General features: G+C 42.6%; 13 protein-coding genes and 1 pseudogene. All 14 read left to right on the top strand.

The genetic code is table 11. The features are described 5' to 3' along the window. Positions 1 to 315: 315 nt before the first annotated feature. The 14 genes and pseudogenes from ACQRCC_RS04255 to ACQRCC_RS04190 all read left to right on the top strand — a co-directional run bounded on the left by ACQRCC_RS04255 (position 316) and on the right by ACQRCC_RS04190 (position 17001). A complete protein-coding gene (locus tag ACQRCC_RS04255; protein ID WP_427849554.1) occupies positions 316 to 1380 on the top strand; it encodes a virulence RhuM family protein in 1065 nt (354 codons plus the stop codon). A gap of 272 nt (positions 1381 to 1652) precedes the next feature. Continuing rightward, positions 1653 to 1730, top strand: a pseudogene (locus ACQRCC_RS04250) (DEAD/DEAH box helicase family protein); the annotation flags it as partial. Beyond that, positions 1715 to 1843: a hypothetical protein gene (locus ACQRCC_RS04245; protein ID WP_427849553.1), complete on the top strand. Its 129-nt coding sequence runs from the start codon at positions 1715 to 1717 to the stop codon at positions 1841 to 1843. The pseudogene ACQRCC_RS04250 and the gene ACQRCC_RS04245, both read left to right, overlap by 16 nt. 207 nt (positions 1844 to 2050) lie before the next feature. Further along, positions 2051 to 3754 (top strand): AAA family ATPase, encoded by a 1704-nt coding sequence (locus ACQRCC_RS04240; protein WP_427849552.1) that lies wholly within the window; start codon positions 2051 to 2053, stop codon positions 3752 to 3754. Between the two features lie 241 nt (positions 3755 to 3995). After that, a complete protein-coding gene (gene uvrB, locus ACQRCC_RS04235) occupies positions 3996 to 5978 on the top strand; it encodes an excinuclease ABC subunit UvrB (RefSeq protein WP_427849551.1) in 1983 nt (660 codons plus the stop codon). A gap of 33 nt (positions 5979 to 6011) precedes the next feature. Beyond that, the gene (gene uvrA, locus ACQRCC_RS04230) at positions 6012 to 8864 is read left to right on the top strand and encodes an excinuclease ABC subunit UvrA (RefSeq protein WP_427849550.1); all 2853 of its coding nucleotides are present in this window, start codon (positions 6012 to 6014) and stop codon (positions 8862 to 8864) included. A gap of 128 nt (positions 8865 to 8992) precedes the next feature. Continuing rightward, a complete protein-coding gene (locus ACQRCC_RS04225; protein WP_427849549.1) occupies positions 8993 to 9982 on the top strand; it encodes a rod shape-determining protein in 990 nt (329 codons plus the stop codon). 7 nt (positions 9983 to 9989) lie between these two features. Further along, positions 9990 to 12206 (top strand): SF1B family DNA helicase RecD2, encoded by a 2217-nt coding sequence (gene recD2 / locus ACQRCC_RS04220; RefSeq protein WP_427849548.1) that lies wholly within the window; start codon positions 9990 to 9992, stop codon positions 12204 to 12206. After that, entirely contained in the window at positions 12203 to 12907 is a 705-nt protein-coding gene (locus ACQRCC_RS04215) for a ComF family protein (RefSeq protein WP_427849547.1), read from the top strand. Before recD2 ends, ACQRCC_RS04215 begins: the two co-directional genes overlap by 4 nt. A 58-nt stretch (positions 12908 to 12965) precedes the next feature. Beyond that, entirely contained in the window at positions 12966 to 13361 is a 396-nt protein-coding gene (locus tag ACQRCC_RS04210; RefSeq protein WP_427849546.1) for a hypothetical protein, read from the top strand. A gap of 2 nt (positions 13362 to 13363) precedes the next feature. Then, complete coding sequence (locus ACQRCC_RS04205; RefSeq protein WP_427849545.1) at positions 13364 to 14572, top strand: hypothetical protein; 1209 nt, start codon at positions 13364 to 13366, stop codon at positions 14570 to 14572. Positions 14573 to 14613: 41 nt separating this feature from the next. Beyond that, positions 14614 to 15495 carry a diadenylate cyclase CdaA gene (gene cdaA / locus ACQRCC_RS04200; protein WP_427849544.1) on the top strand — a complete coding sequence of 294 codons (882 nt, stop codon included), beginning with the start codon at positions 14614 to 14616 and terminating at the stop codon, positions 15493 to 15495. Beyond that, positions 15473 to 16729 carry a CdaR family protein gene (locus ACQRCC_RS04195; RefSeq protein ID WP_427849543.1) on the top strand — a complete coding sequence of 419 codons (1257 nt, stop codon included), beginning with the start codon at positions 15473 to 15475 and terminating at the stop codon, positions 16727 to 16729. The genes cdaA and ACQRCC_RS04195 overlap by 23 nt, the downstream gene beginning before the upstream one ends. 8 nt (positions 16730 to 16737) lie before the next feature. Beyond that, positions 16738 to 17001 carry an HPr family phosphocarrier protein gene (locus tag ACQRCC_RS04190; RefSeq protein ID WP_427849542.1) on the top strand — a complete coding sequence of 88 codons (264 nt, stop codon included), beginning with the start codon at positions 16738 to 16740 and terminating at the stop codon, positions 16999 to 17001. Positions 17002 to 17039 lie beyond the last annotated feature (38 nt).

Below are 17039 nucleotides of genomic sequence, written 5' to 3'. Positions count from 1 at the left end.
ATAAGCAGGGAATCAAATTAAAAACACCATCCAGTTATGGCGGATTGAGAAAGTACAGAACAAACATTCGGTTGTTCTGTACTTTTATTTTATATTCTGATATAATGAGTCATGCGATGATGTGCGCTTGCGGACATCGACATATGACGAATGTCTTCAGTGAGACGTTAGTCGAAATGATATAATGGCAACAGAAAACAAAGACAATAGATTCAAAGGAAAGACTGGATGAATTGATGATGAAAGCTTATTTAACAAGAATATAATAAAATGTTACATATGTGAATGTTTTGATGGTTAAAAGAGGTAACACGGATGGCAAAGAAAAAAAAGAAAGAAATATCTATTATCCGATCTTCAGCAGCGGAGTATCTTACTTTTATTACAGCGACTGGAGAAAGTGATGTAAATGCGATATATTTTGATGAGAATGTTTGGCTTACGCAGAAAATGATGGGGCTTTTATACAATGTAGAACCTCATACGATTAATTATCACCTAAAAAAAATATTTTCGGATGGTGAACTGGAAGAACAGTCAGTTATTCGAAAATTTCGAATAACTGCATCTGATGGAAAAAACTATAACACGAACCATTATAATTTAAAGGCTATAATTGCAGTAGGCAATAAAGTGGATTCGCCGAGAGCTGTACAGTTTCGTAAATGGGCGAATGGTATTATTGAAGAGTTTACGATAAAAGGTTTCACTATGGATGATGAGCGTCTGAAAAATTTTGGTACTGTTTTGACAAAAGATTATTTTGAAGAGCAACTGGAACGAATCAGGGAAATACGTTTGTCAGAAAGAAGATTTTATCAAAAAATCACAGATATTTATGCGACAAGTATTGATTATGATCCGAACGCACAGACGACCAGAGTGTTTTTTGCAAAAGTACAAAATCAGTTACATTGGGCGATTCATGGAGAAACAGCTGCGGAAGTGATTTATCACAGAGCTGATAGCGAGAAAGAACATATGGGATTGAATACCTGGAAGGATGCGCCGAATGGTAAAATTCAAAGATTTGATGTAGTAGTTGCTAAGAATTATTTGACAGCAGAAGAATTAACAGCAATGGCAAGAATTGTGAATGCTTATTTGGATTTGGCGGAGCTTAGAGCAGAAGAACAAATTCCAATGACGATGGAGGATTGGGCAGAACAATTTGAAGGTGTATTGCGTCTGTCAAGAAAAGAGATTCTTACTCATGCCGGAACTATTTCTGCAAAAATGGCAGAACAGCATGCCCTAAGTGAGTTTGAAAAATATAGGATAAAACAGGATCAGCTTTATCAAAGTGATTTTGACAAAGTTTTGATAGGTGATGAGCAGGACGGAATTATTGTTGTTGAAACGCATGAAACTGAATCTTGATTTTGTAAATTATGAAATTACACGAATTTGTGACTGATTTTAATCATAGCAAAACTGAAGAATAAAGCCATGCAATCTCGACACCAAAGGCGTTGAAGAGAGAAACGATAAAGCCTATAAGGGAAGCGTAATGCTTCCCTTATATTTTTAGAAGAAATACTGGCAGTAATACCGGCACTCCCACATCACAGACACTTATAAATAAAAAAATGCAGATAATAGATTCATAGGAGGAACTCATGGATCATTTTGAATTAGTATCAGAATAAGTCCTGACCGGCGACCAGCCGCAGGCGATTGAAAAGTTAGTAAAAGGATTTGAGGAAGGTAACCAGTGCCAGACACTTATCTTGGAAATCCGGGGGGTGCCAATTATAAGGAGCTGAAGCAGGAAAATGAAAACATCATGTTTCCGGGAGCCTTCCGACAGAAAGGGGCAACAAATGGGGAATTACTTAAATAGCAGATCAGCATATACCTTATATAAGAAGGAAGTCATGGGTGTTTGGCGTGTATGATATCTATTATCAGGCTGCAATGAAAAGAAGTAGTGGGTTTTGTATGTGATTTCTGTTATAATATAGGAGATATTTGTTTTGTAAAGCTGAGAACAGATTGATGCGATAGATGATATTAAATTAGAAATTGGGGAAAGGAGAATAAGCACCAAATGGAAGCCAGAAAAAAGAAACTCCCAATCGGAATTGAGAATTTTGAAGAAATTCGGACAAAAGGTTTTTACTATGTGGATAAAACGGGATTGATTAAAGAACTGTTTGAGAACTGGGGCAAGGTAACTCTGTTTACCCGACCGAGAAGATTTGGAAAGTCATTGAATATGAGTATGTTGAAAAGCTTCTTTGAACCGGGAGGCAGGAAAGAGATTTTTGAAGGACTGGCAATTTCAAAAGAGGTTTCTTTATGTGAAGAATATATGGGGAAATTTCCAGTGATTTCAATATCTTTGAAAGCAATCGATGCAGGCTCTTTTGACACGGCGCGAGAATTGGCAGTTCAGATTGTCAATGCAGAAGCCCGGCGCTTCCAGTATCTTTTGGACAGCGAACGTCTTACGTCTTATGATAAAGACGCATATACTACATTGCTGCGGGCAGATATGAGTGAGGCAGTGCTATATGGAAGTTTAAAAGTTTTATCAGAACTTTTGGAAAAGCATTATGAGCGAAAGGTGATTCTTTTGATTGACGAGTATGATGTGCCGTTAGCAAAAGCGTATGATCAGGGATATTATGACCAGATGATCGTATTGATTCGTAATCTGTTTCAGCAGGCATTGAAGACGAATGATAGTCTGGAATTTGCGGTATTGACGGGATGCATGCGTATCTCAAAAGAAAGTATCTTTACCGGATTGAATAATCTGCGGGTTTTATCTGTTGCAGATGTGGAGTTTGATGAATATTTTGGATTTACAGATGAGGAAATAAAAGAACTGTTGGAATATTATAACCTTTCTAAGGGTTATGAGACCATTAAGGAATGGTATGATGGATATCAGTTTGGAAATGTAGAGGTATACTGTCCGTGGGATGTAATATGCCATTGCAGCAAGCTCTGTAAAGATAGCAATGCCCGGCCACAGAATTATTGGTCAAATACCAGTAGTAATGATGCGGTAAAAAAGTTCATTCAGGGAGCAGATATCGGTACAACGAAGAATGAGATTGAACAACTTGTTGCGGGCGGAGTAATACAAAAGGAAATCCATCAGGAATTAACATACAAGGATATGTACAGTTCCATTGATAATATATGGAGCGTCCTCTTTACCACTGGTTATCTTACACTGCGAGGACAGGCAGGTAGGAAAAGATTTTATCTGGCAATTCCAAATTTGGAAATTCGTGAGATTTACACAGAACAGATCATGGAGCTTTTTAAAGAAAACATCAAAAAGAACGGAGATGCTGTAAACGCTTTTTGCGACGCTCTTCAAAATGGAGATGTAGAGAAGGCAGAGAAAGGCTTTTCGAATTATTTACGCAAGACAATCAGTATCCGGGATACGTTTGTGAAAAAGCCAATGAAAGAAAATTTTTATCATGGTATTCTTTTGGGTCTCCTGGGCTATAAGGACACATGGATCATATCGTCCAATGAAGAATCAGGGGATGGCTACAGTGATATTCTTGTGAGAAGTGATGATGAAGAAATTGGTATTGTGATTGAAGTAAAATATGCAGAGGACGGCAGACTGGAGGGAGCCTGTAAGGAAGCTTTGGAGCAGATTGAAAGCAGACGGTATGAGGAAGAACTTCAGGAAGAGGGGATAAGGCATATCCTGAAATATGGAATTGCATGCTACAAGAAACGCTGTAAGGTGTTAATTGCAGATGCCAGATACCGTAAATAGTGCTATACTGTACAAAGAACGGTCACGGAAATCTGTGACCTTCGTTACATACCGTGATGCCTTGTGTTTTCTGGTGTTGCGACGTTTTGAAAAAGTGAATTTGTGACTTCCATTCGTGTAATTGAAAAAGTTCGCCTATAGACCAACGAAAAAAATGAAAATTACACGAATTTTTTTCAGAATTACACGAATTTGATGGTTTATAGTAGTCGAAGTACTTCGTGAAAAGGAGGTTTTTACCATGCCAGAGTTTAAATTATATGCCCCATATCAGCCTACAGGAGACCAGCCACAGGCAATTGCGGAACTGGTCAAAGGATTTAAGGAAGGCAATCAATGCCAGACTTTACTAGGGGTTACGGGTTCAGGTAAGACATTTACCATGGCTAATGTGATTCAGCAGTTGCAGAAGCCGACGCTGGTCATTGCCCATAATAAAACATTAGCTGCTCAGCTTTATGGAGAATTCAAGGAGATGTTCCCTGAGAACGCAGTGGAGTATTTTGTGTCCTACTACGACTACTACCAGCCGGAGGCTTATGTTCCTTCCTCTGATACCTACATTGCGAAGGATTCATCTATTAATGATGAGATTGATAAGCTGAGACATTCTGCAACGGCTGCGCTTTCTGAACGACGGGATGTAATTATCGTAGCCAGTGTGTCCTGCATTTACGGGCTGGGTTCTCCGATTGACTATCAGGAGATGGTGATTTCTCTGCGCCCGGGAATGGAGAAGGACAGAGATGATGTGATCAGAAAGCTGATTGAGATTCAGTATGACCGCAGCGAGATTGATTTCCACAGGGGAACCTTCCGGGTGCGCGGCGATGTGTTGGAAATTATTCCGGCTTACACGGAAAATATTGCATATCGGATAGAATTTTTTGGAGATGAAGTGGACAGAATTACAGAGATTGATATTCTGACGGGAGAGATTAAGAATGAACTCAATCATGTGGCTATTTTCCCGGCGTCCCATTATGTAGTATCCCAGGAGAGTATGAATCGTGCCATCAGCGATATTGAGGTGGAGCTGGAAGAACAGATTAAGTATTTTAAAGGCGAAGATAAGCTTCTGGAGGCTCAGAGAATTTCAGAACGGACAAATTTTGATATTGAAATGCTGAGAGAGACAGGCTTCTGTTCCGGAATTGAAAATTATTCCAGACATCTGACAGGGCTTGCACCGGGACAGCCTCCTCACACGCTGATTGATTATTTCCCGGACGATTTTATTATGATGATTGACGAATCTCACAAGACGGTGCCTCAGATCGGCGGCATGTATCATGGAGACCAGTCAAGAAAGACGACATTGGTGGATTATGGTTTCCGCCTGCCGTCCGCTAAGGACAACAGACCTTTGAGCTTCGAGGAATTTGAGAGTAAAATCAATCAGGTGCTGTTTGTGTCTGCCACACCGGGACCATATGAGGAGCAGAATGAATTGCTTCGGGCTGAGCAGGTGATCCGTCCTACCGGTTTGCTTGATCCGGAGGTGGAGGTACGTCCGGTGGAAGGACAGATAGATGATCTGGTCAGCGAGGTAAATAAAGAGATTGCGGCAAAACACAAGGTTCTGATTACTACACTGACGAAGAGGATGGCGGAAGATCTGACAGATTATATGCGGGAACTGGGCATCCGGGTAAAATATCTTCACTCTGATATCGACACGCTGGAGCGGACGGAAATCGTGAGGGATATGCGTCTGGATGTGTTTGATGTTCTGGTGGGAATTAACCTTTTGCGAGAGGGTCTGGACATCCCGGAAATTACACTGGTTGCAATTCTGGATGCGGATAAAGAGGGATTCTTGCGTTCAGAAACCTCACTGGTGCAGACAATCGGACGTGCTGCGAGAAATGCAGAAGGACATGTTATCATGTATGCGGATAATATGACGGATTCCATGCGCAATGCAATCGATGAGACCAGACGCCGCCGTGAGATACAGATGCGGTATAATGAGGAGCATGGAATCACGCCGAAGACGATACAGAAGTCTGTGCGTGACCTTATCAGCATTTCCAAAAAAGTGGCTGCAGAGGAACTTCGGCTTGAAAAGGATCCGGAATCCATGAATAAGGATGAGCTGGAGAAATTGATCAAGGATATCAGCAAGCAGATGCGTAAGGCGGCAGCGGAACTGAATTTCGAGGCGGCAGCAGAACTGCGGGATAAGATGACGGAGTTGAAAAAACAGCTGCAGGATATGTAAGCTGCAGAAAACAGAAGGAGTACAAAGACAGAGATGGCAGTAAAAAATAAGAATAATATAAAAATACGAGGTGCATGTGAGCACAATTTGAAAAATGTAGACCTGGATATTCCGAGAAATGAACTGGTGGTACTGACCGGTTTGTCCGGTTCGGGAAAATCTTCTCTGGCATTTGATACTATTTACGCAGAAGGGCAGAGAAGATATATGGAATCTCTGTCTTCTTATGCAAGGCAGTTCCTTGGGCAGATGGAGAAGCCAAATGTAGAGAGTATTGAGGGATTGTCTCCGGCAATTTCCATTGATCAGAAATCCACGAATCGCAATCCACGTTCTACGGTGGGAACGGTGACGGAGATATATGATTATCTCCGGTTGTTATATGCGAGGATTGGAATACCCCATTGTCCAAAGTGTGGGAAAGAGATTAAGAAGCAGACAGTCGATCAGATGGTCGATCAGGTCATGGAAATGGAACAGGGAACAAAAATACAGCTTCTTGCTCCGGTCGTTCGGGGAAGAAAAGGAACCCATGCCAAGCTGTTTGAACGGGCAAAGAAGAGTGGCTATGTAAGAGTCCGGGTGGACGGCAACCTGTATGAATTGTCGGAAGAGATTGTATTGGATAAAAACATTAAACATAACATAGAGATTATTGTAGACCGACTTGTAGTGAAACCGGGAATAGAGAAACGTCTGACAGACTCTATTGAAAGTGTCCTTCATCTTGCAGAAGGTCTTCTGGTTGTGGATGTTATTGGGGGAGAGCCCTTAAGATTCAGCCAGAGTTTTTCCTGTCCGGATTGCGGGATCAGTGTGGATGAGATTGAACCCCGAAGCTTTTCATTTAACAATCCATTCGGTGCCTGCCCGGTCTGCTATGGTCTTGGATATAAAATGGAATTTGATGAAGATCTGATGATACCGGATAAGAATCTGAGTATCGATGAAGGTGCAATCGCAGTGATGGGATGGCAGTCCTGCACAGATAAAGGGAGTTATACCAGAGCAATATTAGAAGCGCTTTCGAAAGAATATCATTTCTCTTTGAGTACTCCGTTTAAGGATTATCCAAAGGAAGTTCACGATGTACTCATTCATGGAACCAATGGAAAAGAGGTAAAGGTTCACTACCGTGGGCAGCGGGGAGAAGGAATCTATGATGTGGCATTCGAGGGTCTGATCCGCAATATGGAGCGCAAATACCGCGAAACGTCTTCGGAGACTATTAAGGCAGAATACGAGGAGTTTATGCGCATTACTCCCTGTCATGAATGTGGCGGACAGAGGCTTAAAAAGGAATCTCTGGCTGTGACGGTTGGAGAGAAGAATATTTCTGAGATAACCGGATTTTCTATTACTGTATTAAAAGAATTTCTGAATCAGCTTGCCCTGACGAAGCAGCAGGAAATGATAGGAGGTCAGATTTTGAAGGAGATTAATGCCAGACTTCAGTTCCTTTTGGATGTGGGACTGGACTATCTTACGCTTGCCAGGGCTACAGGCTCTCTGTCAGGCGGTGAGGCGCAGAGAATACGTCTGGCTACTCAGATCGGATCCGGACTTGTGGGTGTTGCATATATTCTGGATGAGCCCAGTATCGGTCTGCATCAGAGAGATAATGATAAACTTCTGAATACCCTGAAGCATCTGCGTGATCTGGGAAATTCTGTAATTGTGGTAGAGCATGACGAAGATACGATGCTTGCTGCAGACTGCGTGGTAGATATCGGTCCGGGAGCAGGGGAGCATGGCGGCGAAGTGGTGGCTCAGGGCACGGCTAAGGAAATCATGAAGAATAAGAAATCCATTACCGGTGCATATCTGAGTGGAAGGATTCAGATTCCGGTTCCGGAAGAGAGAAAGCAGCCCACCGGATGGCTTAAAGTCATAGGAGCCAGTGAAAATAATCTGAAACATATAGATGTAGAATTTCCGCTGGGAGTGATGACCTGTGTGACGGGTGTATCAGGTTCCGGCAAGAGTTCACTGGTAAATGAGATACTTTATAAACGTCTGGCAAGAGAACTGAATCGTGCCAGAACCATCCCGGGCAAACATGATGCCATCGAGGGAATGGAACAATTGGATAAAGTAATCAATATTGATCAGTCACCGATCGGAAGAACGCCCAGATCGAATCCTGCTACTTATACGGGAGTGTTTGACCTGATCCGTGATCTGTTTGCGGCAACTCCGGATGCGAAGGCGAGGGGATATAAGAAAGGACGATTCAGTTTTAATGTCAAGGGTGGAAGATGTGAGGCCTGCAGTGGAGACGGTATCTTGAAAATAGAGATGCATTTCCTGCCGGATGTATATGTTCCTTGTGAGGTTTGCGGAGGAAAGAGATATAACAGAGAAACTTTAGAGGTTCATTATAAAGGAAAAAGTATATATGATGTGTTGAATATGACGGTGGAAGAGGCACTTCATTTCTTCGAACATGTGCCGAGTATCCGTCGGAAGATGGAGACTCTTTATGACGTGGGACTTTCCTATATCCGTCTGGGACAGCCCTCCACGACTTTGTCCGGTGGCGAGGCACAGAGAATTAAGCTGGCTACAGAACTGAGTAAGAGGAGCACCGGTAAGACGGTTTACATTCTGGATGAGCCTACTACGGGACTTCATTTTGCGGATGTGCATAAGCTGACGGAGATCCTGCGAAGACTGGCCTCTGACGGAAATACTGTGATAGTAATTGAACATAACCTGGATGTGATCAAAACGGCAGATTATATTATTGATGTCGGACCGGAAGGTGGTGACCGGGGTGGAACTATTATCGCGAAGGGAACTCCGGAAGAAGTAGCGGCAAATCCGATATCTTATACTGGAAAATATATCGACATGGCACTTAAGAAAGGCGTAAGAAAGAATTAAGAAAATAACTTTCCATTTTTACGGAATGTGATTATAATAATAGTTACACGTAAAAATAATTACGTGTTTGCATATATGTACAAAAGATGATATGCTGAGCAAATAACTTAATGAAAGGGGAAGCTTAAATGTCAGTAGATATTGGAATTGATTTGGGTACGGCCAGCGTTCTCGTATACGTTAAGGGAAAAGGTGTCATCTTAAAGGAGCCATCTGTGGTTGCATATGACAGAGATACGAATGCAATCAAGGCAATTGGCGAAGAAGCAAGACTGATGCTTGGAAGAACACCGGGGAATATTATAGCGGTACGGCCGCTCAGACAGGGTGTGATCTCAGATTATACAGTGACAGAAAAAATGATAAAGTATTTTGTTCAAAAGGCACTGGGCAGGCGTATGTTCACAAAGCCGCGGATCAGTATCTGTGTGCCGAGCGGTGTGACAGAAGTAGAGAAAAAAGCAGTAGAGGAAGCTACTTATGCTGCGGGTGCCAGAGAAGTTCTATTGATAGAGGAGCCTGTTGCAGCGGCAATAGGTGCAGGAATCGATATATCAAAGCCATGTGGAAATATGATTGTTGATATCGGTGGAGGAACGGCAGATATTGCAGTAATCTCTCTGGGGGGAGCTGTGGTAAATACTTCTATTAAACTTGCGGGTGATGATTTTGATGAGGCGATTGTGCGCTATGTGCGCAAGAAGCATAACCTGCTGATCGGAGACCGGACTGCAGAAGACATTAAGATTAAGATTGGAACAACATATCCGCTTGTTGAGGAGGAGAGCATGGAAGTCCGGGGACGGAATCTGATCACCGGTCTGCCAAAGACGGTGACCGTTACTTCTTCTGAGACGGAGGAGGCTCTCAGGGAGACAACAGGACAGATTGTGGAAGCTGTAATCAGTGTTCTTGAGCGTACACCGCCGGAATTGTCGGCGGATATTCTGGACAGAGGAATCATGCTGACGGGAGGAGGTTCCATGCTTCGTGGATTGGAGGAACTGATTGCGGAGAGAACCGGAATTAATACTATAACAGCGGAAGACCCAATGAAGGTAGTTGCTATCGGAACGGGTCAGTATGTAGAATTTATGAGCGGTAAGAAAGAAATATAGAATACTTATGGAAGAAGTCAAGGGATATGTAGATCATATAGTGTATCGCAACGCGGACAATGGATACACAGTATTCAATCTGAATAATGAAGATGGTGAACTGACCTGTGTGGGAACATTCCATTATATAGAAGAGGGAGAACTTCTGAAACTCACCGGTGAATATGTGATGCATGCACTTTATGGGATGCAGCTTTCTGTGTCATCGTCGGAGGTGTGTGAGCCGGAAGATCTCATGTCAATCGAGCGATATCTGGGATCAGGCGCCATTCGGGGCGTCGGAGCGGCGCTGGCAGGCAGGATTGTGCGCAAGTTCCGGGAAGATACTTTTCGTATCATTGAGGAAGAGCCGGAACGTCTGGCAGAAGTAAAGGGAATCAGTGAGCGTAAGGCCAGAGAGATTGCTGAGCAGGTGGAAGAAAAAAAGGATATGCGAAAAGCCATGATCTATCTGCAGAAATATGGTATATCAACCACACTGGCGGCAAAGATTTATCAGCACTATGGTAATAGTATTTATCGTGTGCTGGAAGAAAACCCCTATCAGATGGCGGATGATATTTCCGGAATCGGATTCCGGACGGCAGATGAGATAGCGAAAAAGATCGGCATTCATGCAGATTCTGATTATCGGATCAGAAGTGGTATTTTCTATACCTTATTGCAGAGCACTGCGGAAGGACATGTTTATCTCAGAGAGCAGGTTCTTGCTGCAAGGACAGGAGAACTCCTCGGTGTGGAGATTGCGTGTGTTGAGAAATACCTGATGGATCTGTCTATGGAGCGTAAGATTATCATAAAAGAAGGCGAGGATGGCAGAAGAGTATATGCATCCAATTTCTATTATATGGAGCTTAACATCGCTAAAATGCTGCATGACCTGAATATCCGGTGTGATGTAAGTGAGACGGAGATACTGCATCGCCTTTCTTCTATCGAAAAAAATATGGAGCTTCCGCTGGATGAGATGCAGAGGACGGCTGTTATAGAAGCAGTATGCCATGGTGTACTGATTCTTACGGGAGGTCCCGGTACGGGAAAGACAACAACTATTAATGCTATGATCCGTTACTTTGAAAGCGAGGGACTGGATATATCTCTGGCTGCACCAACCGGCAGGGCTGCGAAACGTATGACAGAGACTACCGGGTGTGAAGCGCAGACGATACACCGTCTGTTGGAGGTAAGCGGTAATCCCGAAGATGAGGAACAGAAAAATGGTTTTATGAGAAACCGGGAAAATCCACTGGAAGCGGATGTCATTATTATTGATGAGATGTCTATGGTGGATCTTCCTCTGATGCATGCACTCCTGTCGGCGGTCTGTGTAGGAACCAGGCTGATACTGGTGGGAGACCGTAATCAGCTTCCGTCCGTGGGACCTGGAAGCGTTCTGAAGGACATTATAGATTCACATTGTTTTTCGGTCGTTATGCTGACGAAAATTTTCCGCCAGGCCGGCGAGAGTGATATTGTTGTCAATGCTCATAAGATCAACCGTGGAGAACCGGTGCTTCTGGATAATAAAAGCAGAGATTTTTTCTTTTTGAAGCGTCAGGATGCCAATACCATTATCAGTGTGGTACTGACCCTTATATTAAAAAAACTTCCCAAATACGTGGGTGCTGATATTTATGATATTCAGGTACTGACTCCTATGAGAAAAGGCCTTCTCGGAGTGGAACGCCTGAATGGAATTCTGCAGGAATATCTGAATCCTCCATCCGCTTCTAAAGCAGAGAAGGAGAATGGGGATCGGAAATTCCGTGTGGGCGATAAGGTCATGCAGATTAAGAATAATTATCAGCTTGAGTGGGAAATCAAAACGAAATACGGGATGACGGTAGATAAAGGATTGGGAATCTTTAATGGAGATATGGGAATTGTTCGGGAAATTAATTCCTATGAAGAAACAATGACGGTGGAATATGATGAACACCGGCTGGTGACTTATCCATTTCAGATGCTGGAAGAACTGGAACTGGCGTACGCGATAACCATACATAAGTCTCAGGGCAGTGAATATCCGGCAGTGATAATACCACTGCTTCAGGGACCGCGTCAGCTCTATCATAGAAATCTTCTTTATACGGCGGTCACCAGAGCAAGGAAGTGTGTCACTCTGGTGGGAAGTGACAGCGTATTTGAAGAAATGATCCGTAATACCAATGAACAGAATCGAAATACCAGTCTTGCGGAAAGAATTCGGGAGTTTTGTATATGAGCATACTGGATATTCTATATCCATATACCTGCCCTTTTTGTGGGAAGGTTATAGAAAGAGCGAAGGGAAGAGGTGCATGTTCTTCATGCATGGATCAGCTTCCTTATATCAGGGGGCCGCGCTGCATGCAGTGCGGCAAGCCTTTATCTGACGAAAATCAGGAATATTGTTATGATTGTCTGCATACACATCATATTTATGACAGGGGATTATCTCTGTGGCTTCATCAGTCATTGGCGGCATCTGCCATTTATCAGTTCAAATTTCACAATAGAAGAATATACAGTCATTTTTTTGCAGAGCAGATGGCAGAGCATTTTGGAGATAATATACGAAGATGGGGGATTCAACTGATTGTTCCTGTTCCATTAAGCAGAAAAAAGCGAAGGCAGAGGGGTTATAATCAGGCGGAACTTCTGGCGAAAGACATTGGAAAATTAATGAATATCCCGGTAGAATGCAAAAGCCTTGTGAGAATACGGAATACCAAACCTCAGAAGAAGCTGGATATGCGGGCACGAAGAAGTAATTTGCGTCATGCATTTGCATGGAAAAACAGATGGAGACCGCCAGCCTGTGTACTTCTGATTGATGATATTTATACAACAGGAAATACAATAGATTATGCGGCTCAGGTTCTACGCCGGGCAGGGGCGCAAAAAGTCTATTTTTTAACTATAAGTATTGGACAAGGGTACTGATATTTGTTATACTTAAAAATAATGGGTTATTGTAGAAAACTTCAGACAGAGGTGGATTATGTTAGATGAGCGAAAAGTAAAGCTAATGACGCGAATGGCTTCCTATGAACAGAACAAAGGTAAAGAAGATTTCAAGATCAGTGCTTATTATAGAAAGGATTATGTAAGTCTGCATAGATTGTATTCGTTTTTCTGGATGACGATTGGTTATATTTTAGTCTGGGCGCTGATTATTGTCGGAGGCTTTGACACATGGATGGAAAAGATGTCACTGCAGCTGATTCTGGTTATGGGATTAACCGCAGTTATCGGCTATCTGGTCGTTCTGATTGTTTATCTGGTGACAGCGAGCCGACTTTATAATAAAAAACATCAGGATGCAAGAATGCGCGTGAAGAAGTATAATCATGATTTAACAAGATTGCTGAAGATATATGAAAAGGAGAACCAATAGTTATGGATAGTTTATTTGTGTTAAAAGGACAATTGCAGAACATATACGCAAAATATTCCAAATACATTGATAAAGGAATTCAGTTTGCTCTGGCACTGTTTACATTTTATCTGTTGAACCAGAATCTTGGATATATGAAAATAGCTGCTAATCCTGTTGTTACACTGGGAATGGCAGTGATCTGTGCCTTCCTTCCACCTGTTGCAACGGTTCTGTGTGCTGCAGGACTGATTCTTTTACACTTGTACTGTGTTTCTATTGGAATCATGGCGGTTACAGCAATCGTATTTTTGATTATGTTCATATTCTATCTGCGTTTTACACCAAAGAAAGCAGTTATTATTTTGCTGGCAGGTTTGTCTTTCGCCTTAAAGATTCCATTTGCTGTTCCTGTTGCATTTGGGCTGCTGGGTACTCCGGCGTGTGCTTTGCCGATCGGATGTGGTGTAGTTGTATATTATCTGGTTCATTCTGCCAAGGCATTTGCGTCTGCAGTAAAGGGTGAAGAAGCTGCAGGCATGCTGCAACAGCTCACAGCTTTTATTAAACAGGCATTTCAAAATAAAGAAATGTGGGTTATGGTAATAGCACTTGTTATCTGCCTCTTTGTGGTTTACAGTGTTCGCAGAATGGCAATTGCTCATGCCTGGAAAGCAGCAATCGTAGCCGGGGCAGTAGTTAATATTGTATTTGTGGCGGCAGGAGATATGGCATTTGGTGTTCACGCATCTTATGCATCTCTGATTGGAGGTAATGTCGCAGCTGTTATTATCGGATTGATTCTCGAGGTTATTTTCTTCTGCGTGGATTACTCCAGAGGAGAAAGTCTGCAGTTTGAAGATGATGAATATTATTATTACGTTAAGGCAGTTCCCAAAATTACAGTTGCTGCACCGGAAAAGACGGTAAAACGTATTAACAGCAGAGAAGAAAAGCGGGAAGAGACGGAGATTATCGATACTGACGAGATCAGGAGAAAGGCCCCTAAGTCAGCAGGAGCTTCAAAGACAGTAAAAGAGACCGCTGGGAAAAAGAGACCGCCTGTAAAGAAAACGTCGGCGAAAAAAAGTGTGGTATCAAAAGAGACAAGACCAACAGTGAAAAAGAGAGCTCCACAGGCGAAGAGCAGTACAGTTACCGGGAATACGGAACATTTGCTCCTGACACAGAGCCTTCAGAGGGAACTCAGATTAAATAAGAAGAAAAAATAGATTTCTGGAATACAAAATAAATTATAATTGGAGGTGAGAAGATGGAACAGAGAATCACACAGTTCTTTGAGAGATATGTGAAGGGAATGTATTTTCCTGAGATGCATTTGACGGATATTATTGAAATCCTGATTATTGCTTTTCTTGTGTATCAGATTATGATCTGGATTAAGAATACGAAAGCATGGATGCTGATGAAAGGAATCGTGGTTCTTGGAGTTTTCATCTTTTTGGCAGCAATATTTCAGATGCACACTATTTTGTGGCTTGCAAAAAACTCTGTAACCGTAATGGCCACGGCAGTAATTGTTGTGTTCCAGCCGGAACTACGGAGAGCTTTGGAAAAATTGGGCGAGCGAAAATTCATTTCTTCGATGGTGATCTTTGATACGAATAAAGAGCACGGACGTTTCAGTGAAGAGACGATTGAGGGAATAGTGGATGCATCCTTCATTATGGGAAAGGCCAGGACAGGAGCTTTGATCGTGGTAGAACAGGCGATTAAGCTTACTGAGTATGAAAGTACGGGAATCAGGCTGGATTGTCTGGTTTCAAGCCAGGTTCTGATTAATATATTTGAACATAATACCCCTCTCCATGATGGGGCTATTATCGTAAGAAATGACAGAATAGTGTCTGCAACCTGTTATCTGCCCCTTTCCGACAATATGGGACTCAGTAAGGAGCTGGGAACCAGACACCGTGCGGCTGTGGGAATGAGTGAGGTCAGTGATGCCCTTATTATCGTTGTGTCCGAGGAGACCGGAATGGTGTCCGTGGCACAAGGTGGAAGACTGAGTCGTAATCTTACGAAGGAACAGCTTCGTGAGCGGCTGGAATATATTCAGAACAAAAAAACAGGATCTACATTGATTTCAAAATGGAAAGGAAGGCTGCACCATGAGAGAACGTCTGAAAAATAACATCGGCCTGAAGCTTTTAGCCTTTCTGTTTGCTTTCATTCTGTGGCTTCTGGTTGTGAATATTGATGATCCGGTAAAGACGAAAACATATGACAATATTCCGGTTGTGGTTGAACATGAAGAAGTAATTACAACCACTGATACAAAAACATATCAGATTATAGATAATACCCAGACAGTAAGTGTTTCAATCAGTGCAGTTCGTTCCGTATTAAGCAAGATTAAAGCGGAAGACATCGTCGCTGTTGCTGATATGAGAGAATTATATCTGGATTCGCTGGTTCCGATTGAGGTTCAGGTGAGAGGTTATAAGGTTGACAGTGCTGTTGCAAATCCGAGAAATCTGAGAGTAAAGATTGAAAATAATGCAAGCAATACTTTCCCGATCACCCCGGTTACTACCGGAACAGTCAGAGATGGATATGTGCTTGGGACAATAAAAGCAGATCCGGAGAAGGTAACAATTAATGGACCTGAATCTGTAGTAGAACGTATCAGCAAGGTAATTGCTGAAGTAGATGTATCCGGATTATCCCAGGACACAAAACTGGAATCATCACTTACTCTTTATGATGCCGAGAATAATGTGATAGATCAGTCCCTGCTGGGAAATAATCTGGGTAAGATAGGAGTAAATATTGATGTCACGCTTTTGCATACCAAGAGTGTTCCGGTTCATGTTGATCAGACGTCGATTGAGGCTGCAGATGGATTCTCTGTAGCGGGAGTGTCCTATTCGCCACAGGAGATACTGCTTGCCGGAGAGGAAGAAGTTCTGAGTCACATTACAGGAATTTATGTTCCGGCTGAGGCGATTGGAGAGGAGAAGATATCCAGAAAGATGGAGAAAACCATCGATATTACCCCATATCTTCCGGAACATACAAGACTTGTTGATGAGACGGGAAATAACCTGCTGATCACGATCACGGTAGAAAAAGACGGAACCAGGAATCTGGATCTGCCGGTTGGTTCTATCAGTGTGAAAAATCTGGATGATAGTTTGAAAATGTCGTATGCAGGGACGGATGATCTGGAAATACACATCAGAGGTCCACGGGAAGTTTTAGAGAATTACGAGGTGGATAAAAAGGCCAGCATCGATCTGAGCGAATTGAAAATGGCAGGAACATATACGGTTCCTGTGGATATAGAATTGCCTGCAGGATGTACCCTTGAGAATAAAGTGGAGGTACAGGTGGTTCTGGAGAAAAAAGAAGAGAGCGGAGGTTAAATAGTAATATGGTAAGTAAGAAAGTAAGAATTATTAACCCTACAGGATTGCATCTGCGTCCTGCTGGAATCTTTTGTAATACAGCTGTAAAGTTTGACAGTAAAATTACATTCCAGTATGGCAATACCAATGCAAATGCAAAGAGTGTTCTGAGTGTTCTGGGGGCATGTATTAAAAAAGGAGACGAGATTGAGTTAATCTGTGACGGAGCGGATGAAGAAGAAGCGCTGGCTGCTATGGTTAAAGCAATAGAAGACGGTTTGGGGGAATAAAATGGAATGATGAGACCGCGGAGGTAGTCCGCGGTCTT

Source organism: Sporofaciens sp. SGI.106 (assembly GCF_050314255.1).
In the GTDB taxonomy this organism is placed as follows: domain Bacteria; phylum Bacillota; class Clostridia; order Lachnospirales; family Lachnospiraceae; genus Claveliimonas.
The sequence above is the reverse complement of the archived record's forward strand: the minus strand, read 5'-3'. Positions and strand labels throughout refer to the sequence as shown.

What these genes read in the sequence shown, in the direction of transcription:
- ACQRCC_RS04255 (WP_427849554.1), top strand. Translation starts at nt 316, where the DNA reads ATGGCAAAGAAAAAAAAGAAAGAAATATCTATTATCCGATCTTCAGCA.
- ACQRCC_RS04240 (WP_427849552.1), top strand. Translation starts at nt 2,051, where the DNA reads ATGGAAGCCAGAAAAAAGAAACTCCCAATCGGAATTGAGAATTTTGAA.
- uvrB (WP_427849551.1), top strand. Translation starts at nt 3,996, where the DNA reads ATGCCAGAGTTTAAATTATATGCCCCATATCAGCCTACAGGAGACCAG.
- uvrA (WP_427849550.1), top strand. Translation starts at nt 6,012, where the DNA reads ATGGCAGTAAAAAATAAGAATAATATAAAAATACGAGGTGCATGTGAG.
- ACQRCC_RS04225 (WP_427849549.1), top strand. Translation starts at nt 8,993, where the DNA reads ATGTCAGTAGATATTGGAATTGATTTGGGTACGGCCAGCGTTCTCGTA.
- recD2 (WP_427849548.1), top strand. Translation starts at nt 9,990, where the DNA reads ATGGAAGAAGTCAAGGGATATGTAGATCATATAGTGTATCGCAACGCG.
- ACQRCC_RS04215 (WP_427849547.1), top strand. Translation starts at nt 12,203, where the DNA reads ATGAGCATACTGGATATTCTATATCCATATACCTGCCCTTTTTGTGGG.
- ACQRCC_RS04210 (WP_427849546.1), top strand. Translation starts at nt 12,966, where the DNA reads ATGTTAGATGAGCGAAAAGTAAAGCTAATGACGCGAATGGCTTCCTAT.
- ACQRCC_RS04205 (WP_427849545.1), top strand. Translation starts at nt 13,364, where the DNA reads ATGGATAGTTTATTTGTGTTAAAAGGACAATTGCAGAACATATACGCA.
- cdaA (WP_427849544.1), top strand. Translation starts at nt 14,614, where the DNA reads ATGGAACAGAGAATCACACAGTTCTTTGAGAGATATGTGAAGGGAATG.
- ACQRCC_RS04195 (WP_427849543.1), top strand. Translation starts at nt 15,473, where the DNA reads ATGAGAGAACGTCTGAAAAATAACATCGGCCTGAAGCTTTTAGCCTTT.
- ACQRCC_RS04190 (WP_427849542.1), top strand. Translation starts at nt 16,738, where the DNA reads ATGGTAAGTAAGAAAGTAAGAATTATTAACCCTACAGGATTGCATCTG.